21 protein-coding genes are annotated in these 21,104 nt (G+C 63.3%); 16 read left to right on the forward strand and 5 right to left on the reverse strand.

The window, feature by feature from the left end:
- Positions 1-20 precede the first annotated feature (20 nt).
- Positions 21-1,169: a geranylgeranyl reductase family protein gene (locus tag I3253_RS00110; RefSeq protein WP_232272099.1), complete on the reverse strand. Its 1,149-nt coding sequence runs from the start codon at positions 1,167-1,169 to the stop codon at positions 21-23.
- A gap of 102 nt (positions 1,170-1,271) precedes the next feature.
- On the opposite strand from I3253_RS00110, the gene I3253_RS00115 reads away from it, so the two are divergent.
- Together I3253_RS00115 and I3253_RS00120 are read left to right on the forward strand one after the other, a co-directional pair.
- Entirely contained in the window at positions 1,272-1,661 is a 390-nt protein-coding gene (locus I3253_RS00115) for an acyl-CoA thioesterase (RefSeq protein WP_197915593.1), read from the forward strand.
- Positions 1,662-1,798: 137 nt separating this feature from the next.
- Positions 1,799-2,122 carry a BrnA antitoxin family protein gene (locus I3253_RS00120; RefSeq protein WP_197915594.1) on the forward strand — a complete coding sequence of 108 codons (324 nt, stop codon included), beginning with the start codon at positions 1,799-1,801 and terminating at the stop codon, positions 2,120-2,122.
- A 115-nt stretch (positions 2,123-2,237) separates the two neighbouring features.
- Here the strand turns inward: I3253_RS00120 and I3253_RS00125 are convergent, their stop codons facing one another.
- Complete coding sequence (locus I3253_RS00125; protein ID WP_197915595.1) at positions 2,238-3,131, reverse strand: AraC family transcriptional regulator; 894 nt, start codon at positions 3,129-3,131, stop codon at positions 2,238-2,240.
- A 169-nt stretch (positions 3,132-3,300) separates the two neighbouring features.
- Between I3253_RS00125 and I3253_RS00130 the strand changes: the two genes are divergently transcribed.
- Positions 3,301-4,248 carry an SDR family oxidoreductase gene (locus tag I3253_RS00130; RefSeq protein WP_197915596.1) on the forward strand — a complete coding sequence of 316 codons (948 nt, stop codon included), beginning with the start codon at positions 3,301-3,303 and terminating at the stop codon, positions 4,246-4,248.
- Positions 4,249-4,290: 42 nt separating this feature from the next.
- Here I3253_RS00130 and I3253_RS00135 read toward each other — a convergent pair whose 3' ends face one another.
- Entirely contained in the window at positions 4,291-4,497 is a 207-nt protein-coding gene (locus tag I3253_RS00135; RefSeq protein WP_197915597.1) for a hypothetical protein, read from the reverse strand.
- A gap of 190 nt (positions 4,498-4,687) precedes the next feature.
- On the opposite strand from I3253_RS00135, the gene I3253_RS00140 reads away from it, so the two are divergent.
- Positions 4,688-6,469 carry an IlvD/Edd family dehydratase gene (locus I3253_RS00140; RefSeq protein WP_197915598.1) on the forward strand — a complete coding sequence of 594 codons (1,782 nt, stop codon included), beginning with the start codon at positions 4,688-4,690 and terminating at the stop codon, positions 6,467-6,469.
- A gap of 140 nt (positions 6,470-6,609) precedes the next feature.
- On the opposite strand, the gene I3253_RS00145 is transcribed toward I3253_RS00140, so the two are convergent.
- On the reverse strand, positions 6,610-7,479 hold the full coding sequence (locus I3253_RS00145) for an amidohydrolase family protein (protein WP_197915599.1): 870 nt from the start codon (positions 7,477-7,479) through the stop codon (positions 6,610-6,612).
- On the reverse strand, positions 7,476-8,474 hold the full coding sequence (locus I3253_RS00150) for a nuclear transport factor 2 family protein (protein ID WP_197915600.1): 999 nt from the start codon (positions 8,472-8,474) through the stop codon (positions 7,476-7,478). The genes I3253_RS00145 and I3253_RS00150 overlap by 4 nt, the downstream gene beginning before the upstream one ends.
- Before the next feature lie 166 nt (positions 8,475-8,640).
- Between I3253_RS00150 and I3253_RS00155 the strand changes: the two genes are divergently transcribed.
- The 12 genes from I3253_RS00155 (at position 8,641) to I3253_RS00210 (ending at position 21,095) form a co-directional block, all read left to right on the forward strand.
- Complete coding sequence (locus I3253_RS00155) at positions 8,641-9,696, forward strand: ABC transporter ATP-binding protein (RefSeq protein ID WP_197915601.1); 1,056 nt, start codon at positions 8,641-8,643, stop codon at positions 9,694-9,696.
- A gap of 84 nt (positions 9,697-9,780) precedes the next feature.
- A complete protein-coding gene (locus tag I3253_RS00160; RefSeq protein WP_232236859.1) occupies positions 9,781-10,986 on the forward strand; it encodes an ABC transporter substrate-binding protein in 1,206 nt (401 codons plus the stop codon).
- An 85-nt stretch (positions 10,987-11,071) separates the two neighbouring features.
- Positions 11,072-12,094, forward strand: a complete 1,023-nt coding sequence (locus tag I3253_RS00165; protein WP_197915603.1) for a carbohydrate ABC transporter permease — start codon at positions 11,072-11,074, stop codon at positions 12,092-12,094.
- Between the two features lies 1 nt (position 12,095).
- Positions 12,096-13,250 carry a carbohydrate ABC transporter permease gene (locus I3253_RS00170; RefSeq protein ID WP_197915604.1) on the forward strand — a complete coding sequence of 385 codons (1,155 nt, stop codon included), beginning with the start codon at positions 12,096-12,098 and terminating at the stop codon, positions 13,248-13,250.
- A gap of 131 nt (positions 13,251-13,381) precedes the next feature.
- A complete protein-coding gene (locus I3253_RS00175; protein WP_197915605.1) occupies positions 13,382-13,915 on the forward strand; it encodes an ester cyclase in 534 nt (177 codons plus the stop codon).
- Positions 13,916-13,986: 71 nt separating this feature from the next.
- Positions 13,987-15,315, forward strand: a complete 1,329-nt coding sequence (gene hisD, locus I3253_RS00180) for a histidinol dehydrogenase (protein ID WP_197915606.1) — start codon at positions 13,987-13,989, stop codon at positions 15,313-15,315.
- 66 nt (positions 15,316-15,381) lie between these two features.
- Complete coding sequence (locus tag I3253_RS00185) at positions 15,382-16,431, forward strand: ester cyclase (RefSeq protein ID WP_232272100.1); 1,050 nt, start codon at positions 15,382-15,384, stop codon at positions 16,429-16,431.
- A complete protein-coding gene (locus I3253_RS00190) occupies positions 16,431-17,195 on the forward strand; it encodes an SDR family NAD(P)-dependent oxidoreductase (protein WP_197915608.1) in 765 nt (254 codons plus the stop codon). The genes I3253_RS00185 and I3253_RS00190 overlap by 1 nt, the downstream gene beginning before the upstream one ends.
- On the forward strand, positions 17,195-18,241 hold the full coding sequence (locus tag I3253_RS00195) for a LacI family DNA-binding transcriptional regulator (RefSeq protein ID WP_408647765.1): 1,047 nt from the start codon (positions 17,195-17,197) through the stop codon (positions 18,239-18,241). The genes I3253_RS00190 and I3253_RS00195 overlap by 1 nt, the downstream gene beginning before the upstream one ends.
- Positions 18,238-19,224, forward strand: coding sequence for a nuclear transport factor 2 family protein (locus I3253_RS00200; RefSeq protein ID WP_197915610.1), 987 nt, complete (start codon positions 18,238-18,240; stop codon positions 19,222-19,224). The genes I3253_RS00195 and I3253_RS00200 overlap by 4 nt, the downstream gene beginning before the upstream one ends.
- Before the next feature lie 211 nt (positions 19,225-19,435).
- Positions 19,436-20,392, forward strand: coding sequence for an AraC family ligand binding domain-containing protein (locus I3253_RS00205; RefSeq protein ID WP_197915611.1), 957 nt, complete (start codon positions 19,436-19,438; stop codon positions 20,390-20,392).
- Positions 20,393-20,471: 79 nt separating this feature from the next.
- Positions 20,472-21,095: a class I SAM-dependent DNA methyltransferase gene (locus I3253_RS00210; protein ID WP_197915612.1), complete on the forward strand. Its 624-nt coding sequence runs from the start codon at positions 20,472-20,474 to the stop codon at positions 21,093-21,095.
- The last annotated feature ends 9 nt before the right edge of the window (positions 21,096-21,104 follow it).

The following is a 21,104-nucleotide window of genomic DNA, read 5'->3' on the forward strand; positions in this document are numbered from 1 at the left end:
GAGGCGGCCGCCGGCATGGCCTAGCGACGCAGCGCGTTCAGCAGGTACCGGGGCAGGCGCGCCACCACGCTGCGGGCCAGTTCGGGATAGTCCAGTTCACCCGCAAGCAGACGCATGTATTGCATCCGCACCGTGCCGGAACGGCGGAACGTGGCGGTGAACGCCTTTTGCCAGCGCGGGGCGAAGATGATGCGGCGCAGGCGGCGGGCGATGCGCAGGTTGCGGTGTATGTCTTTTAGCGCGGTCCGGTAGCGGGGCAGGGCAGTCTCGGGCGCCCCGGCGGCCAGCGCGTCAAGCGCGGCCTGCGCGGCAAGTTGTCCGCTTTGCATGGCCAGGGCGATGCCCTCGCCGGTGATCGGATCGACCAGCCCGGCGGCATCTCCGGCCAGCAGCACGGGGCCGCGCCCGGGCGTTTGGCGAAAGTCGCCAAAGGGCAGGTAATGGCCCTTGAAGCGGGTCTGCGCGGGATCGAGGCCAAGGCCGAGCAGGTAGTCCGAGAACCGCGCCTTCATGTCGGGGTTGGGGGCGTGCAGCCCGCCCACGCCCACGGTGGTGGAGCCCTGTTTCGGGAAGGACCAGCCATAGCCCCAACTGGCGGCGGCGAAATCGATGCGCAGGGGCTGATTGGCGGGATCTTGCGCGGTGGGGGGCACCTCGATTTCAAGGCCGAACCCGATGCTGTCGCCGGAGAAAGCGGCGCCAAAGAGGTGGCGGGCGACAATGGAATTGACCCCGTCCGCGCCGATCAGGATATCGCCCGATATCGTGGTGCCGTCGCGAAAAGTGACCGTATTGTCAGAGAGTTGCGCGATGGCACGGCCCGAGTAGTCGGCGGCTCCGGCGTGCAGCGCGTGGCGGAACAGCGTGTCGTCCAGATCGCGCCGCATGGTCAGGTGCAGGGGCGGGATATCGTGCAGCACCGCAAGGGTGCGGCCGGTGTGCCAGAAGGCGATTTCGGTGCGGCTGATGGCGCGGGACAGATCGAAATCCTGCCCGAAGACCGCGCGATAGGTGGCGCGGCTACGCTCGGTGAACAGACCGCCGCACAGCTTGTCGCGGGGAAAGCGCGCCTTGTCGATCAGGGCCACGCGCCGGCCCTGGCGCGCGGCCCATGTGGCCGCGGCGCTGCCCGCGGGGCCGGCGCCGATCACGAGGATGTCGAATTTCATCAGCGCTTGTCCCCCGGGGTTGGCGTTATGCCGGTTCTACCAGCTTTCGCGCGCCGCGCCAGAGGGTTAGGGTGGCAGCGAACCAGGACAGGGAACAGTGACATGGCGCAAGAAACCCAACCCACCGGCGAGGCCACTTTGCGGGTACAGGCCATGCCGGCGGATGTGAATGTGAATGGCGATATCTTTGGCGGCTGGGTGCTGAGCCAGATGGATATTGCCAGCGGCATCGTGGCGGCGCAGCGCGGGCAGGGGCGCGTGACCACGGTGGGGGTGGATGCGATGAAATTCATCCGCCCGGTGCAGGTGGGCGACATCCTGGCGGTGTGGGCCTGGGTGGAGCGGGTGGGGCGCAGCTCGATGGGGATACGGATCGAGGCCTGGGCCAAGCGCCGTCACCGGGGGATCTCGGAGAAGGTGACAGAGGCGGTCTTTACCTATGTGGCGATCGACGAAAACGGCCGCCCGCGCCCGGTGCCGCCCGAGGCATAGGCCGGGCGCAATCGCCCGGAATGCCGGGTCGGCGCGGGATCGGTATTGCGTCGGTATTGCGACGGTGCGCCCGTGCGCTGGCGCAGGGCGGTGTTAAGACGGATCTGGCAGGGTGGCGGCAAAGAGGAGTACCGACCATGCCGACCAAGACCCAACGCATCGCCCGCGAACGTCTGACCCGCAACCTGATCTGGCTGAACAACGAGCTGTGGCTGCCGGCGGCCATGCGCGAGGATGTGCCCGAGGCTTGGCACACGCTGGAACAGGACGTGGATGTGGACGAGCCCAAGGACAAGATCACACTGTATGTGGATCGCTCGGTGGCCAGGTTCTACCGGGCCATGGGCAAGGGGTATCAGGAGCGGATCAACCGGTTGCTGGCGACCTGGGCGCAGATGAAGATTGCCGACGAACTGCGGGTGGATGCGTTGATCCGGGATCGGCTGGACGGGGAAATCTGAGGCGCGGTTTGGCCCGGGCAAGGCGGCTTTGGGCCGAAGACCGGGGGCGCGGCGACGTTTGAATTGCGGGTATCGCCGTCTGCCCCGGACAAGGCCGCAATCAGCGTGCCGGAGGTTAGCGCACGCCGATCGGAAGCTGCTGGGCCTCGCTCCAGTGTCGCGGCGACTGCCCGAACATGCGTTTGAACTCTCTGCTGAACTGTGACGGGCTGACATAGCCGACATCCAGTGCCGCTTCGTTGACCGTCATGCCGCCGGAAATCTTCATCGCGGCATTGTTCAGCCGCATCGATTTCACGAACTGGATCGGAGCCATCGATGTCGCCTGCTTGAATTTTCGGTGAAACACCGCCCGGCTCATGCCTGCGCGGGCCGCCATGTCATCAATCGAAATCGGTGCATCCAGCCGGGCGGAAACCTGTGCGATGGACCGCGCAATGGCATTTCCGGGGCCGAAAGCCTGCCGCGCAAATATCCCCGCCTCGCCCTTCAGTAAAGCATAATGCACCTCGCGCAATCGCGCATCCCCCAGGATCGCCGCATCCGTCCGGTTGGTCCCAAGGGTCAGCAGCCGATACAGAGCATCGCCAAAGGCCGCATCCCATCGGGCCAGCTTGATCCCTTGCGCAGGCAGGCCGCTCTTGCCCGGGGGCAGCACCCCGCCGGCGGTCTCCATCTGCATCGCCAGTGTCGTCAATGCCTGCGGGTCGAGCGAGATGAACACGCCAAGGAGGGGATTGTCGGGCGATGCAGTGGGCGTGCCCGCCTTGACCGGCATCGACATCGGACAGCACAGGTATTGGCGCGCGTCATAGACATATCGCTGGCCGTCAAAGACAGCCTCCTTGGCCCCGCTGACAATGGCGACGACACAGGGTTCGTAGACAACCGGGGCACAGGGGATCGCCCGGGTTGCCCGAAACAGGCGCACGCCCTTGATGCCGGTTTCCGTCAGACCGTCATCATCGGTGCGGGACGCGATCAGGTGCTTGATCCGGTCTTTGCTCATGGAGCTTGTCTAAGGCCTTTCAGGGCGCATTCGCAATGGGTTTGATACAATCAGGCAAGAAAACGCGACGAATTCGCATGGTGTCAGGCTGAAATGAGAGTTATTTGCATGTTCTGGACGGAATGGCACCCCGCGCGGCAAGACCGCCTGCGGCACAAGGAGAATGACAATGCCAGACAGGACTTTTGGACCAGCGGGCTGGACCCCCGAACGGCTTGGCTCGCTCGTGGGCAAAACCTATGTGATCACCGGGGGCAACGCGGGCGCCGGTTTCCAGGCGTCGCGCATTCTTTTGTCAAAGGGCGCGCGTGTGGTGATGCTGAACCGCAACGCCGGGAAATCCGACGCTGCGGTCAAGGACCTGAAGACGGAGTTCGGGCCAGAGGCCGAGGTTGGATTTGTCCGCATGGACCTGTCCGAGCTGGCAAGCGTTCGCGCGGCGGCAGGTGAGGTGCTGGCAACAGTCCCTCGCATTGATGCGCTGATCTGCAATGCCGCTATTGCGCAGGTGCCGACACGGAAGCTGACCGTTGACGGCTTTGAAAGCCAGCTTGGTACCAACCACTACGGCCATTTCGTGCTGCGCGGGATGCTTTTTGACCGCGTTGAGGAGTCGCAAGGGCGGATCGTGGTCGTGGCCAGCCTTGGCTACAATATGGGGACCAGGACGATCCGGTTCGACGATATGAACTGGGACAGGAACTACAGCGCCAACCCGGTCTACAGCCAATCCAAGCTGGCGCAGATGATGTTTGCGTATGAATTGCAGGATCGCGTCAGGGCCGCGGGAAAATCGGTGGACGTGTATGTATGCCATCCGGGGGCTTCCGCGACTTCGCTGATCCGCACAAGCGGCGGTTTCCTGACGCGTGTGGCGTGGTGGCTGATGACCAAGTCGCCAATGGTGCAAACCGCCGAGAAAGGCGCCTATCCGGAAGTGATGTGCGCGACCGAACGCGGGCTGGAGCAGCGGGCGCTGTACGGCCCGACAGGCCGAATGGAATGCGTCGGCCCGGTCGGAAAGGGTACGTTGAACCCGCACGCCCATGACAAGGCGGTCATGTCAAGACTGTGGGATGTGTCTGAAAAGGCGACAGGGTTCAGTTGGAGCGTTTGATCAAGAATCGGCGGGGTGGTGCAGGACTAATGGGTCCTGACCCTAGACCTTGGTCCAGCCGAAATCGTCCAGATCGCGGGGGGCGGGGCGCAGGCTCCAGACCAGAAGACCGGTGGCGGCTGGAAAACCGAAGGAAAACGCGAGATAGGTGCCCAGCCCCTGCCAGAAACCGACATCCTGAAACAGCATCTGCACGGCGGCCGTGACGATGCCGATGAAGCTTCCGATAAAGATCAGGATCAGGGCCATGGGCGGCTCCTTTCATGCGGTTCGCGTTCAGGAAAGCAGCGCAATGGGGCAGGAATGTGGCGCGGATCGGGCGGTGGTGTGCGTTTGTGGCCAATTCTGGCGTGCCGCGGGGGGAATTTGCCGGGCGGCGGGGTTGACCTTGGGGGCGTGCCCGCGCAAACCCTTCATCACAGTTTCAAAGGATTACGAGATGAAGTTGCGCAGCCAACAGTGGTTTGACAATCCCGACAACCCCGGCATGACGGCGCTGTATATCGAGCGCTATCTGAATTTCGGCATCACGCGCGAGGAATTGCAATCGGGCAAGCCGATCATCGGTATTGCACAGACCGGCAGCGATCTGAGCCCCTGCAACCGCCATCATATCGAGCTGGCCAAGCGTGTGCGCGAAGGGATCGTGGCCGCGGGCGGAATCTGTTTCGAATTTCCGGTGCATCCCATTCAGGAAACCGGCAAGCGCCCGACGGCGGCGCTTGACCGGAACCTGGCCTATCTGGGGCTGGTCGAGAGCCTGTATGGCTATCCGATTGACGGCGTGGTGCTGACCATCGGTTGCGACAAGACCACGCCGGCGCTGTTGATGGCGGCGGCGACGGTGAATATTCCGGCGATTGCTCTGTCGGTGGGGCCAATGCTGAACGGGTGGTACAAGGGCACGCGCGCCGGGTCGGGCACGGCGATCTGGCAGGCACGCAAGGCGCTTGCGGCGGGCGAGATCGGGTATGACCAGTTCATGGATGTGGCCACGGCCTCGGCCCCGTCGGTGGGCTATTGCAACACAATGGGCACGGCAAGCACGATGAATTCGCTGGCCGAGGCGCTGGGAATGCAGTTGCCGGGCAGCGCGTCGATCCCGGCGCCCTATCGCGAACGCGGGCAGATCAGCTATGCCACCGGCAAGCGCATCGTCGAGATGGTGCATGAAGACCTCAAGCCCAGCGATGTGATGACGCGCGCGGCGTTTGAAAACGCCATTGTGGCCAATTCCGCGATTGGCGGCAGCACGAACGCGCCGATCCATCTGAACGCGGTGGCGGCCCATCTGGGGATCGGGCTGACCAATGACGACTGGCAGCGGCTGGGGCATCGGATCCCGCTATTGGCCAATGTGCAGCCGGCGGGGGCGTATCTGGCGGAGGATTTCCATCATGCCGGGGGCGTGGCGGGGATCATGGCGGAATTGCTGGCCCATGACGCGCTGCCGCACCCGGAGGCGATCACGGTGAATGGCCGCACTCTGGGCGAGAACTATGCCGGCGCCGGGGTACAGGACGCGGATGTGATCCGGCCTTTTGACGCGCCGCTGAAAAAGGATGCGGGGTTCATCAACCTGCGCGGCACCCTGTTTGACAGCGCGATCATGAAGACATCGGTGATTTCCGAGGATTTTCGGGCGCGTTATCTGAGCAACCCGGAGGACCCGGAGGCGTTCGAGGGGCGGGCCATCGTGTTTGACGGGCCGGAAGATTATCACGACCGGATCGACGACCCGGCGCTGAAGATCGATGCCGGCTGTGTGCTGGTGATCCGGGGCGCGGGGCCGATCGGCTATCCCGGTGGGGCCGAGGTGGTGAACATGCAGCCCCCCGCAAGCCTTTTGAAACAGGGCATCGAGGAACTGCCCTGTATCGGCGACGGGCGGCAATCGGGCACGTCGGGCAGCCCGTCGATCCTGAACGCCGCGCCCGAGGCGGCGGCGATGGGAGGGCTGGCGCTGCTGGAGACGGGCGATGTGATCCGCATCGACCTGCGCAAGGGGCGGGCCGATATCCTGCTGGACGAAGCCACGCTGGCGGCGCGGCGCGCGGCGTTGGAGGCGCGGGGCGGGTTTGGCTATCCCGAGAGCCAGACCCCCTGGCAGGAAATCCAGCGCGGGGTGGTGGACCAGTTCGACAAGGGCATGGTGCTGAAACCCGCCGTCAAATATCAGCGCATCGCGCAGACCAGGGGCGTGGCGCGCGACAACCACTAGGGTCAGGATTAATGGGTCCTGACCCTAAAGCGTTCCGCTGGGTACCTGAGGCAGGGATCGGGCGGGGCGGCGCGCAGGAAATCGGCAAGTCGCGCGCGCCGCCAAGATCCTTTTTGACAGCCCGTTTTGGGGGCAGGCCCCTAGAACCGGTAAAAGCCGTGTGCGGTGGCGCCGAACACCTGCGGCTGCATGTCGGCCGGAATCAGCGTGTCATAGGCCGTGGCCAGCGCGGCGTAGCTGGAATAAAGGCTGTCGACCGGGAAGTTCGAGCCAAACATGGTGCGGGCCGGGCCGAATTGCGCCAGGCAGGTTTCGACGATCGGGCGGATTGTCCCGACGCTCCAGCCGTGATCGAACATGCCAAGCCCCGAGAGCTTGCAGGTGACGTTGGGCAGGGCCGAGAGACGTTCGAGCCTGGTTGCCCAGTCGCGCAGGCCTTGCGCGCTGCGATCATGCGGGGAGCCGGCGTGGCAGAGCGCGACCGGAAGGTCGGGCACTTGTTCCAGCACATCCGCCGTGGCCGGGATCAGCGCCGGAGTGAGTTGCAGATCAAAGGACAGGCCCCGCGCGGCAAGCGATTTGAGACCGTCGACAAAAGCAGGGTCGGACAGCAGCCTGTTGGTGCCGGTAACGGCATCCTCGCCCGGCGCGCGGCCCACGATCTGGCGGGCGCCGCGCAGGGTGGGCAGGGTTTGGAAACGGTCCAGATGCGCCTCGCGGTCGGGGGCCGCCAGGTCGCAGAACACGACCTGGGCCAGGGGCCAGCCGGGGTTGGCATCGGCCTGTGCCTGCACCCATTGCGCCTCGGCCCAGCCATCGGCCGCACCGACCTGGATATGGACCGAGCCAGAGATGCCCTGCGCCGCCGCATCGGCGCGGAATTCGGGCAGCAGGTAGTCGCGCTGGATCGGGGAGGGATCACCAAAGAACCGCCACGCGCCGCGCTCCATCAGCCACGGATAGGTGACGGCAGAGAGATCCCAAAGGTGGTGATGGGCGTCGATCCTCATGGTGTTTCAATCCCCGTGGTGCGGGCCAGAATATCGACGCCCTGGGTTTTCCAGAAATGCAGCAGGTCGATGAAGATCCAGTTTTCGGCCAGCTTGTCGGTACCGCGCCGGTAGATGTCGATCACGCGAAACTCGCCTGCGCTGCCGGTGGCGGGCATACCCATGAAGCCCCCCGTTGGGCGGGCCGTGAAATTGGGCCAGCCGAAGAAGCCGCCGTAATGGCCTTCGGCAAGGCGACAGATATGGGCGGTTTTGCTGCGGTCTGTAAAGGACGCGCGGAAGGGGCCGGAATGCTGGCGGGCATAGCGCGCGATCGTGTAGGTGGCGCCGATGCCTTCGGGCCCCCACCAGAGCATGTTGTCATCCCATGAGCGGGCGAGTTCCTCTTCCAGCGGCAGGCCCAGCTGCCATTGGCCAAGGTCAAGGATCATGGCCTGAATGGCGGTGAGGGTTTTTTCGCCCGCGTCGGCGGGCTGGGGATCGAACATCAGGCCGTCATGAGTGAGGGGGCCGGGTTGAACGAGGTGGGCGGCGGTTTGCGGCGGAAAGGGGTTTTGCCCGGCCTGCACCATCAGGTGGGGGATGTCGAAATACATTGCCGTTTCGGTGATCCTGCCGCCGTCGACCCGGTGAAAGGCGCAATAGCGCAGCATGGCGAGTTTGCCAGTGGGGCGAATGCCCAGCCAAGGCTGATCGAACAGGCCCATCAAGTGCCCCATCGACACGACCCAGACGCCACCCGCCGACAGCGTATTCTGCCCGGCCATGAAGATATCCATGCGCCGTTGCAGGCGGGTGAAAGAGCTGCGCAGCGGCTGCCAGAATTGTTCGGCCACCGCGCGCGCCGTGGTGATTTCGTTGAAGGGATGGAATCCCCGCCAGAGCAGATTCGGGGCGCAGAACGTCTCTGTCACGCGCGGAATTTCTGCGATTTCGGCACTTTCGAGCGCGCTGTAATAGGCGCGGACGATGTTTTTTTCAGCCTGGAAGCTCACCGGATTTACCTTTTGTGCTCAGTTGGTTGGTGGGGATCATGAGTCGTGGTTTCCCCTGGGTCAGCACTATTTTTGCATACGTATGCAGAAATGTCTTGCCTAAAGTGACATGTCGCGCCTACCATTTTGCAAGCGTATGCAAAACGATTCCGACCGGGAGGTGGACATGGCCGAGATTCAACTGCGCAATGTGGGCAAGCGGTGGGGCTCGTTTGTGGGGGTCGACAATTTCGACCTGACGATCGCGGACAAGGAATTTCTGGTGCTGCTGGGGCCGTCGGGCTGTGGCAAGACCACGACCATGCGCATGATTGCCGGTCTGGAGGATGTCACCGAGGGCGACATCACGATTGACGGCAGGGTGGTGAACGACCTGGAGCCGAAGGATCGCGATGTGGCGATGGTGTTCCAGTCTTACGCGCTGTATCCGAACATGAACGTTTACGAGAATATCCGGTTTCCGTTGAAGGTGCGCGGCATCGATCCGGCGACTCATGACGAGAAGGTGCGCCGTGCCAGCGCCATGGTGGAGCTGGATGAGTTCCTGCATCGCAAGCCGGCGGAGCTTTCGGGTGGTCAGCGTCAGCGCGTGGCTCTGGCCCGTGCGATCGTGCGCGAACCCAATGTGTTCCTGATGGACGAGCCGCTGTCGAACCTTGACGCCAAGTTGCGGGTGAGCACCCGCGCCCAGATCAAGAACCTGTCGCATGAACTGGCCGTGACCACGATTTACGTCACCCATGACCAGATCGAGGCGATGACGCTGGCGGATCGGGTTGTGGTGATGAAACGGGGCGTGGTGCAGCAGGTCGGCAGCCCGACCGAGATTTACGACAATCCCGCCAATACCTTTGTGGCAAGCTTTATCGGCTCGCCGGCGATGAACCTGATGGATGGCGAGGTGAAGGGCGGTGTGTTCAGCGCACAGCATACGCGGATCGGCGGGCTGACGGCGCCGGACGGCCCGGTGACACTGGGCTTTCGGGCCGAGGATGCCGCGCTGGCCGAGGACGGGCAGGGCCAGATCAACGCGCCGATCTACACACTGGAATTGCTGGGCGATGCCACGATGGTGTCGATCCGCATCGGTGGGGCGCTGGTGTCGGTCAAGGCCGACAAGAATTTCCGGGCCGAGATCGACGACATGGTGTCGATCCGGGTGCCGGCGGAGATTTGTCATCTTTACGAAGCGACCGAGGATGGCGCGCGCATCGGGGGCTGAGCCTCTGCAACCTGCTGTCTGTAAGGGGCGGCATATCAGGGTCCGGACGTGCACGACGGACCTGCATCAACCGGGAGATAGATGATGCTCAAGAAACTTGTAATGGCCGGCGCGATGTCGCTGATGGCGTCAGGAGCCTGGGCGGCCTGTGCCTATGAAAACACCACGCCGATCAAATCGTTGTCGGCGGGGTTCCAGGCATGGAAGGCCGTCACCGACGCGATGGCGGAATGCGGCAACTTTGCCGCCTCGCTGGATCAGGACTTTCGCGAGAAACAGCCCGAAGCCTTTGCCGCGAAGCCGTCGCTGTATCATATTGGCGGGGTCGCCAATTCGACCATGATCCCGCTGCTCAATGCGGGGACGATTCGTCCGCTGGATGATCTGGTGGCCAAGTACGGTCAGAACCTGACCCCGAACCAGTTGATCAAGGTTGATGGTGTCACTTACGCGATTGCCATGATGGTGAACGCCCAGCACCTGATGTATCGCGAGGACATTCTGAGCGATCTTGGCATCGCGGTGCCGACGACTTATGCCGAGATGCTGGACGCGGCGGCCAAGATCAAGGAAGCCGGCGTTGTTGACTATCCGATCGGCGGCACGTTCAAGACCGGCTGGAACCTGGCCGAGGAATTCGTGAACAACTTCCTGGGTGAGGGCGGCGATTTCTTCACCCAGGGCAACATGCCCAATATCAACAACGAAAAAGGCATGGCCGCGCTGGAGGTGATGAAGGCGCTGACCGAGTACATGGACCCGGAATACCTGGTGTCTGACTCGACCTATGTGCAGCAGCAATTCCAGCAGGGCAAGATCGCCATGGCGAACCTGTGGGCCAGCCGAGCCGGTGCGATGAACGACGAAGCCGAAAGCCAGGTTGTGGGCAAGGTTATCATGGCGGCCGCGCCGATGGGATCGGCGGCCCCGGCCTCGTCGCTGTGGTGGGACGGAATCGTGATCGCCAGCAACATCTCGGACGAGGAAGCCGAAGCCGCGTTCCAGGTGGCGATGGAGGGCATCGATGAAGAGATGGTCAAGGCCAACAACGATCTCGCCGTCTGGCTGATCCCGGGCTACGAGCCCGGTGCGCTGGCCGCGGGCGCGGCCGCCACCGCCGCGGCAGGCGCGCGCCCCTACCCGGCCTCGGGTCCGATGGGCATCATGCACACCGCGCTGGGCAATGGCATCTCGGCCTACCTGACCGGTGCAAAAGACGCCGCAACCACCCTCGCGGATATCGAGGCCGCCTATGTTTCGGCCGCGAAAGAAGCTGGTCTTGTGAAGTAAGACCTCTCCTCCCCTCGGGGGGCTTCGGCCCCCCGATTTTTCCCGCAGACCGGTATGTTCGCAGGATCATGAGAAAGGCAGAGCCATGAATTTCAAGACATTCGCAGCCTTCGTCGGACCCTCTGTCTTTATGATGCTCCTGTTCATCGCCTTTCCACTGGCGACTGTGTTCAAGAACAGCTTTTATGTGACGCAGCCTGTTTACGAGACCGTTGTGGCCGAAACCTGCACGCCGGGGTTCCTGACCCAGACCTGCGTGACCGAGGAAAAGTCCATTCCCAGGCTGGACGAGGATGGCGAGATTGTCACCACCACCTCGTATGTCGGGCTGCAAAGCTATGGCAACGTGCTGGAACTGGGACGGGCCTGGGAGGCGTTGTCGCAGGGCAGCTGGGCGGCATTCCAGTCGATCGATTTCTGGAAGGCGCTGCGCTTCACGCTGATGTTCACGCTGGTCACTCTGCCACTTGTGCTGGGAGGTGGGCTGGCGATTGCATTGATGATCAACAATGCCTCGCGGCTGGTCAAAGGCCCGGTGATCTTCATCTCGCTGTTGCCGTTCATCATCACACCGGTGATCGGCGCCTTGTCGATCAACTGGCTGTTTCGCGGCGACGGTATCCTGACCGCGTTTCTGGAGTGGTACCTGGCGCGGGACGTGGCGATGTTTGCCCAGGCCTGGACAATCGAGGTTTTGCTGATGGTTTACCGTGTCTGGTCCGTCGCGCCCTTTGCCGCCATCGTGTTCTACGCGGGGCTTCAGACCGTGAACTCGGATGCGCTTGAAAGCGCGGTTATCGACGGCGCGAGCCGCTGGCAGCGTCTGAAATACGTGGTCATTCCGCATCTGATGCCGCTGATCGTCTTTATCTCGATGATCCACCTGATGGACGCCTATCGCGCCTTTGAAGAAGTCGTCGGCTTTTCCTCGCAGGGCTATGTCATCACGCTGCAATGGCTGACCTATGACTTTCTTGTGCCGGATGAGGCCGGGAACCGGTCCATCAGCCGCGCATCGGCCTCGGCCATGCTGACCATGATCGGGATTGCCCTGTTGCTGATCCCGCTGCTGCGCCGCACCTGGCGCGACCACAAGGGAGGACATTGAGATGTCGTCGCGCGCATTGCAACAGCCGCTGGGGCTCAGACTTACTTCGGCCAGCTTCCTTGCCATCTGGTGCCTGGTCGCCGCTTTCCCGATCTTCTGGATCGTGGTGATGAGCTTCAAGTCGCCGGTGGACGCTTATGATCCGAACGCGCTGAACGTGATCCTGGGGCCGAACACGCTGGCGGCGGGCAAGGGGCTTTCGATTCTGGATATTGTCCTGGGTATCGTGGTGATCTGGGTCACGATCCGCCTGTGCGCGCGCAAGCTGCCGGGGATGGTGCGCAGCCATGCGCCCGGCGGACAGGTGGTGTTCGGCTGGATCATTGCCGGGCTGGTGGCTGTGCTGGGGTTCCTGGTTGTGTTTTTTGCGATCCTGCCGGTGGTGCTGAACCTGTTGAACCCGATCCTGGGGCCGCTGGGGCGGGATGTGATCGGCATGACACCGGAGCATTACAAGACGGTCTGGATCGACCGGGGGTTTTCCAACAATTTCAAGAACTCGCTGATCGTGACCACCGGGGTTGTCACCGTGTCCCTGACCGTGGGCACGCTGGCGGGCTATGGGCTGGCGCGGTCGGGAAGCACGCTGGCGTTCTGGATACTGATCATTGCGCTGATCTTTCGGGCCCTGCCGCATTCGGTGCTGGTGGCCGGCTATCTGCCGGTGTTCATCAGCTCTTCCGAGTGGCTTAGCCCCGTTCTGGGCGAGAACGCGCCCACGCTGTATGGCAAGCCGATGGCGGTGATCGCGGTACTGGTGGCAATCAACCAGCCCTTCACGATCTGGATGTTGCGCTCGTTTTTCCAGAACATCCCGGCCGAGCTGGACGAGGCCGCGCGGGTGGACGGGTGCAGCCATTTCCAGGCGTTCCGCCGGGTGATCATGCCGGTGATGTGGCCGGGTGTCATTACCACGGGGCTGTTCAGCTTTCTGTTGGGATACAACGATTTTCTTGTGACCTCGCTGCTGCTGGATGCGCAGAACCAGACCATGGTTCCGGCCATTGCGGGCATGTTCAACCGCGAGACCACCACCACCGACCAGGTGGTGGCGGTGGCTGCCGCGGTGTCGATTACCGCGCCGCTGTTCTTCCTGGTCATGGCATTCCAGCGCCAGATCGTCAGCGGGCTGACCGCGGGGGCGGTGAAGGGGTGATGAGCTGTGCGGCGCGGCATAAGGCCCTGGGGCGTCATCCGGCACTGAACAGGATGCCGCGGGATTTCATCTGGTCCGGGGGATTTTCCCCGGTACAGACCACTCCCGACGCATACTGAAAGGAAGAGACCATGAAAGCCAGCCGTCCAGAACAAGCGGTCCTGACCCGCGATACGGACATGAGCAAGACAGAGCAGACCCGCGCCGTGATCGAAGGCATGGTTGACGGGCTGAACGACCACAGGATTGACGACATCGGCGAGTTTTTTGCCGAAGGGTTCCGCTGGATCGGCAACCGGGGGTGCGGCACCAAGACCGGGTTGAAGGAATTCCAGGACAATTGGCAACGCCCCTTTCAGGCGGCGTTTTCCGATAAGGTATGTGTTGATGAGGCCCGGCTGTACATGGGCGAGTGGGCGGCGGCCTTTGGCCGTCAGGAAGCCACCCATTCGGGGGAGTTCCTGGGTATCGCCCCGACCGGAAAGCGGGTGGAGATCCGTTACATGGACTTCTGGAAAGTGGTCGATGGCAAGATCGTGGACAACTGGGTGAACGTGGATTTCGCCCATGTGGCGGCGCAACTGGGCGTGGACCTGTTCAACGGCGAGGGCTGGGAAGCCTATGATCACGGCGCGAAAGTGGCGCCGCGCCCCGACGGGAATTGAAACGTGTTCCGGGCCGGCCCCGGAACCTGGCAAAGGAGGCCCCGGCGCGGCTCTGGGGCGGGTATGGGAAAATGACGATGGAATATCTGAAACGGGGCAAGCCCGAAGCGGACCGGGCCGAGGATGACGCCAGGACACGCGCCGTGGTCGAGGCGACGCTCAAGGATATCGAGACGCGCGGTGACGCGGCGGTGCGGGATTTGTCGGAAAAGTTCGACGCGTATTCGCCGGAGAGTTTCCGGCTGAGTCAGGACGAGATTGACGCGCTGATCGCGCAGCTGAGTGCGCGCGAGCTGGCCGATATCAGGTTTGCGCAGGAACAGGTTGTGAATTTTGCCCGCGCGCAACGGGACTCGATGCTGGATATCGAGGTCGAGACCATGCCCGGCGTGATCCTGGGCCACAAGAATATTCCGGTGCAATCGGTGGGCTGTTACATCCCCGGTGGCAAGTTTCCGATGGTGGCCAGCGCCCATATGTCGGTGGCCACGGCCAAGGTGGCGGGCGTGCCGCGCATTGTCGCCTGCACCCCGCCGTTCAACGGCAAGCCCAATCCCGGCGTGATCGCGGCGATGCATCTGGGGGGGGCGGACGAGATTTACGTGATGGGCGGTATCCAGGCGATCGGGGCCATGGCGATCGGGACCGAGACCATCGATCCGGTGCATATGCTGGTGGGGCCGGGCAACGCCTTTGTCGCCGAGGCCAAGCGGCAGTTGTTCGGCCGGGTCGGTATCGATCTGTTTGCCGGGCCGACGGAAACCATGGTGATCGCCGATGACACGGTGGATGCGGAACTGTGTGCGACCGACCTGCTGGGGCAGGCGGAACATGGCTATAACTCGCCCGCAGTGTTGCTGACCACCTCGCGCAAATTGGCCGAAGAGACCCTGGCCGAGATCGACCGCATTCTGGGTATCCTGCCCACGGCGGGCACGGCGAAAGTGTCGTGGGAAGATTATGGCGAAGTGATTCTGTGCGACAGTTATGACGAGATGCTGGCCGTGGCGGATGACTATGCCAGCGAGCATGTGCAGGTGATGACGGAGCGCGATGACTGGTTCCTGGAGAACATGACCTGTTATGGTGCGCTGTTCCTGGGCGCGCGCACCAACGTGGCCAATGGCGACAAGGTGATCGGCACCAACCATACGCTGCCCACCAGGAAGGCCGGGCGCTATACGGGGGGGCTTTGGGTTGGCAAGTTTCTGAAGACGCACAGCTATCAGAAAGTGACCACCGATGAGGCGGCGACGCTGATCGGGGAATACGGGTCACGGTTGTGCATGCTGGAGGGATTTGTCGGCCATGCCGAGCAGTGCAACATTCGCGTACGCCGCTTTGGCGGGATCAACGTGCCCTATGGCGAGGGCGCGCCCGGTCGGGACGCGGCGGAGTAAGGTTTTTGCGGCAGATGCGAGGGGCCAGCCCCTCGCGCTCCCCGGAGTATTTTTGGAACAATGAAGATGGACGTTCAGAGCCAGAACAAAGAGTTGATCGCACCCGTTCGGGCGGCGATGTATGATTTTGACCTGGGGGCGCTGAAGGCGTTGCTGGGAGCGGTTTCGGCGCCCGACGCGGTGTTTCATCTGTGTTTTCCGTTCGGGGACACGGTGGGGGCCGAAGCGTTTTGCGATCATGCCTATGGCGGATTGCTGGACGCCTGGCCGGACCTGGAGCGGCGCGACTATATCGTGATGGCGGGGCCGGATGAGGATGGGGCCGAATGGGTTGGCTGTGGCGGCTATTATACCGGCACGTTCGAGGCGCCGTGGCTGGATATTCCACCGACGGGCCATCAGACGCATATGCGGTTTCACGAGTTCTTCCGCATCGAGGATGGCAGGATCGCGGAGTTTCAGGCGTTGTGGGACATTCCCGAGGTGATGCTTCAGGCCAATGCCTGGCCGCTGGCGCCGTCGCTGGGCCGGGAATGGCATGTGCCGGGGCCGGCCACCTGTGACGGGATCGTGCCGGGGCCCTATGACATGCGAAAAGGGACGGCATCGCGTCAGCATATCATCGACATGCTGGAGCATATGAAGCGCCACCCGTCGCGGGGGGGGCCGGAAGTCATGGAGATGGACCGGTTCTGGCATGACACGATGAGCTGGTACGGTCCGTCGGGCATCGGTACGGGGCGTGGCATTCGCGGATTTCGCAACTGGCACCAGATTCCGTTTTTGAACGGGATGCCGGATCGCGGGAAATACGTGGACGAGATCGATTATCATTTTTTCGGGGATGGCGATTATGCCGCCGTGACGGGCTGGCCGGACATGATCCAGACCGTGACCCACGGTGGATGGATGGGCATTGCGCCTTCGGGCAGGAAGATCACCATGCGCAGCCTTGATTTCTGGCGCATCGAAAACGGCAGGATTCGCGAGAACTGGGTGCTTGTCGATCTGTTGGATGCCTATGACCAGTTGGGCGTGGACGTGTTTGCCCGCTTGCGCGAGTTCAACAAGGTCCGCAACATGGGCCGACTGAAGATACCGGATGGAATGAGTTGATGAGCCAACTGCCACACACGCCGTCTTTTGGCCTTGGGGGCAAGCGCGCGCTTGTCACCGGGGCGTCGTCTGGCATCGGGCAGGGCTGTGCGGTGGCGCTGGCCGAGGCGGGGGCGCACGTGGTCTGTGCGGCGCGCGGGGCGGCCAGGCTGGAGGAGACAGTCGCGGCCATGGCGGCGCGGGGGCTGAGCGCGGAGGCACGGGTGCTGGACCAGACCGATCTGGGCGCGCTGGCGGATATGTTTGTGGGCGATGTCTTTGATATCGTGGTCAATTCGGCGGGGTTGGCGCGCCATGCTCCGGCCGTTGAGACGACCCCGGAAGCGTATGACGCCGTGATGAGCGTCAATCTGCGGTCGGCCTATTTCCTGTCCGCCTTTGGGGCCAGGGCGTTGATCGATGCGGGCCGGCCCGGTTCGATCATTCATGTCAGCAGCCAGATGGGCCATGTCGGAGGCATTGATCGCGCTGTCTATTGCGCGACAAAGCACGGGCTGGAAGGCATGGTGAAATCCATGGCGATCGAATGGGGACCGCGCAACGTGCGGATCAACACGATTTGCCCGACCTTCATTCGCACGCCGTTGGGCGCGCAGACCCTTGCGATCCCTGAGCGGCGCAAATGGATCGAGGAAAAGATCAAGCTGGGCCGGGTGGGCGAGGTGGAGGACATCATGGGGGCGGTGGTGTACCTGGCGTCCGATGCCTCGGGGCTGGTCACGGGGGCGTCCATGCTGATTGACGGAGGTTGGACGGCGGATTGATGAAGGACAAGATCACCTCGTTTCAGGTTGCGCAACGGGCCGGTGTGAGCCAGTCGGCGGTAAGCCGCGTGTTCACGCCGGGGGCGTCGGTGAGCAAGAAGACCGAAGCCAAGGTGCGCGCCGCGGCGACGGAACTGGGGTATCGTCCGAATGTGCTGGCCCGCGCGATGGTGTCGGGCAAGAGCCGGATCATCGGGCTGGTCGTGGCCTATCTGGACAATCACTTTTACCCCGAGGCGCTGGAGAAGTTGTCCAACGCGCTGCAGGCCAGGGGCTATCACGTGCTGGTGTTCATGGCCTCGCAGACGGCGGGCAATATCGATGACGTGATGGCCGAAATTCTGGACTATCAGGTGGACGGGATCGTGATGGCCTCGGCGGCGATGTCGTCGGACATCGCGTCGCGGTGCCAGCAGGCCGGGGTGCCTGTGGTGCTGTTCAACAGAAGCCAGGACATTGACGGGATCACCTCGGTCACGTCGGATAATATTGCCGGCGGGCGCAAGGCGGCCGAGTTCCTGCTGGCGGGAGGGCATGAGCGGATTGCCTATGTCGCCGGGTGGGAAGGCGCGTCAACGCAGCGCGACCGCGAGGCCGGGTTCCGTGCCGGGCTTGCGGGGGCGGGGGTGGTGCTGTTTGCCCGTGCGGTGGGTGACTACCGCACCGCGGAGGCGCAGGCGGCGGCGCGCGCGCTGTTTGACGTGGCCCCGGCGATGCGGCCGGATGCGGTATTCGTGGCCAATGACCACATGGCCTTTGCCGTGATGGACGTGATCCGGTTCGAACTGGGCCTGCGCATCCCCGAGGATGTATCGGTGGTGGGGTATGATGACGTGCCCCCGGCGGCCTGGGCCGCCTATAATCTGACCACGGTGCGCCAGCGCGCGAACCTGATGGTGGAAGAGACCGTGGACGCGCTTATGGCGCATATCGAGACACCTGATACCGCCGCGCCGCGCCGGGTGGCTATCGATGGACCGCTGGTGGTGCGCGGATCGGCAAGAATGCCCGGGGCAAGGGTGCAATTTGACAAGGATGGAACATGAAGGGCTTTGATCCCAAATTCGTCGATTTTCCCGATTACATCATCGGGATCACCAGGGAGATCTGGGAAGATCGCGGCATTGCCACGCTGCACCAATATTACGGCGACGATATCGTGGTACGTTCGCCCGCGTCGGTGGTGATCGGCAACCAGAACGTCATCGGCGCCACGATGGCCACCCTGGCCGAATTCCCGGACCGGGAATTGCTGGGCGAGGACGTGATCTGGTGTGGCACGCCCGAAGAGGGGATGTTGTCGTCTCACCGGATCATTTCCACCGCGACCCATGCGCGGGACGGCGTATATGGCAAGGCCACGGGCAAGCGGTTGCGATACCGTATCCTGGCGGATTGTCATGCGATCGACAACCAGATCAACGATGAATGGCTGATCCGCGACCAGGGCGCGATCGTGCGCCAGATGGGGTGGGACCCCAAGGAATACGCCGCCGGGCTGATCGAGCGGGAAGGCGGGCCGGAGGCCTGCGTGAAGCCGCTGACGCCGCATACCGACCAGCCGGGCCCCTACAAAGGCAAGGGCAATGACAATGCGTGGGGCGCGCGCTATGCCGATTTGCTGAGCGGCATGATGGGCGCGGACATGCGCCGGATCGAGAGCGAATACGACCGGGCGGTGCAATGCGAATATCCGGGCGGTCTTACCGGCCATGGTTGGGGCGCGGTTGACAGTTTCTGGATGGGGCTGCGCGCCGCGTTCCCGAATGCCGCGTTCACGGTCGAGCATGTGATCGGGCGCGAGGACGAGATGATGTGCCCGCGCGCTGCGGTGCGCTGGAGCCTGTGGGGCAAGCATGAAGGCTGGGGCGCGTTTGGCGTGCCGACCGGGGCGGAGGTCTATGTTCTGGGGATCAGTCACGCCGATTTTGGCGCGGTGATATCGGGCCAGCCCAAGGTGCGGCGCGAATTCACGCTGTTTGATGAAACCGCGGTTTGGAAGCAGATCCTGCTGCAAACGGGGGCTTAGGTGGTTGGAGGCAAGGCAGTCGGGCTGGACGAAAGCCAGGCGCGGCGGCGATTTCATGCGCACCGCCAGTCGTTGCGGGCGCGCCGGCTGAACAACCGCCCGCCCGGGACCGCCAGGGTGATCTGAAAGACCTTGTCCGGGCCTGACCCGAGACCGTTTCAATTTTGCAAGCGACCCCGGTAAACCCTCGGGGCGCGACGGAGAAAAGCAAATGTCCATCCAAGACCGCATCGTGCGCTATGGCGACCTGCAACCCTGCAAGACAGCCTTTATCGACGCCCATACGCCGGGCAGCGATCAGAAAGAGAACTTTACCATCATTGGCGGCGGCGTCAGCGAAAGCCCCGACCAGCACGTGCACCTGACTGACAAGATCGGGTTCAACATCGGTGCGGCGGGGCAGCCGCCCAAATGCCGCAACTCGCTGCACAGCCACACCACCGCAGAAGTGTTTTTCGTGCTCAGGGGCCGCTGGCGGTTCTTCTGGGGGCGCTGGGGAGATGCCGGGGAATTCGTGGCCGAGGAGGGCGATATCTTCAACATTCCGACCGGGATTTTCCGAGGGTTCGAGAATATCGGGACGGATTACGGGATGATCATGGCCATTCTGGGAGGGGACGATGCCGGAGGCGGCGTGACATGGGCGCCGCAGGTGATCGAGGACGCCCGGGACCACGGGCTGATCCTGGGGGAAAACGGTGTTCTGTATGACAGCAAGAAGGGCGAGAGCCTGCCCCATAACGTGGGCCCGATGCCGGTGTTGCGCGAGGAAGAGCTGAAGTCTTTCCCGGAAGTGCCGGTGGAGGCGGTGGTGCGCGACTATGTGGCGCGCTATTGGGATCTGATGGCGCTGTCCGGCAGGAAGCCGGCCAAGGTGATCGGCGAGGATGCGCTGTTGCGGGACAAGCCGGGATTCGAAGTGGAATTCCTGAGCCGCAATTCGATCCCGGACGAGATGCACGCGCATGACAAGCCGACCGTTCTGATGCCGGTGCGTGGCCATTGGAAGCTGCGCCATGACGGGGGCGCGACTGTGCTCAACCCCGGAGATACCTGTCTGGTGAATGCGGGCGAACGGCACGCGCTGGCGCCCTCGATGACGGGCGAGGCGAGCCTCTATCGCGTCACCGCGACGGATGATCCGGCCGGGGCCACCTGGGCGGGCTAAGCCAGGCCACTGTTGCACGGGAGGCCGTTGCGCGACGGCCTCCCGATGCGGGACGGGGAAGGACGGGAAAGGACAGGAAATGAGCGAGATGGCGACGGACCTGTCGGACAAGACGCGGCAGATTTACGAGGACCAGGCCGAACAGTTTGACCGCGACCGGAGCCGCAAGCTTTTCGAGGCGCGCTGGCTGGCCCGGTTTTCCGACGGTTTACCGCGCGGCGCCCGGGTGCTGGACCTGGGATGCGGCGCGGGCGAGCCGATCGCAAGCTGGCTGATCGCCGAGGGGTTTCGTTATACCGGCGTGGACTATGCCGAAGCGATGCTGGCGATTGCGCGCGGGCGCTGGCCCGAGGGCGACTGGCGGCTGGCGGATATGCGTAAGCTGGATCTGGGCGAGCAGTTTGACGGAATCGTGGCCTGGGACAGTTTCTTTCATCTGACCCGCAACGAGCAACGCGCCTGTCTGCCCCTGTTGGGGCGGCATCTGAAGCCCGGGGGGCAGTTGCTGGTGACGGTGGGGCATGGCAACGCAGAGGTGACAGGGCGTGTCGGCGGCGAAACCGTATATCACGCGAGCCTGTCGCCGGCCGAATATGCCGGCCTGCTGGAAGATTGCGGGATGTTGATGACCGGGTTTCTGGCACAGGATCCGGAATGCGAAAAACACAGCGTGCTTTTGGCGCGCAAGCTGAAACAGCCGTGAGAGGACAGA

The organism is Thiosulfatihalobacter marinus (assembly GCF_016019955.1).
In the GTDB taxonomy this organism is placed as follows: Bacteria; Pseudomonadota; Alphaproteobacteria; order Rhodobacterales; family Rhodobacteraceae; genus Shimia; species Shimia marinus_A.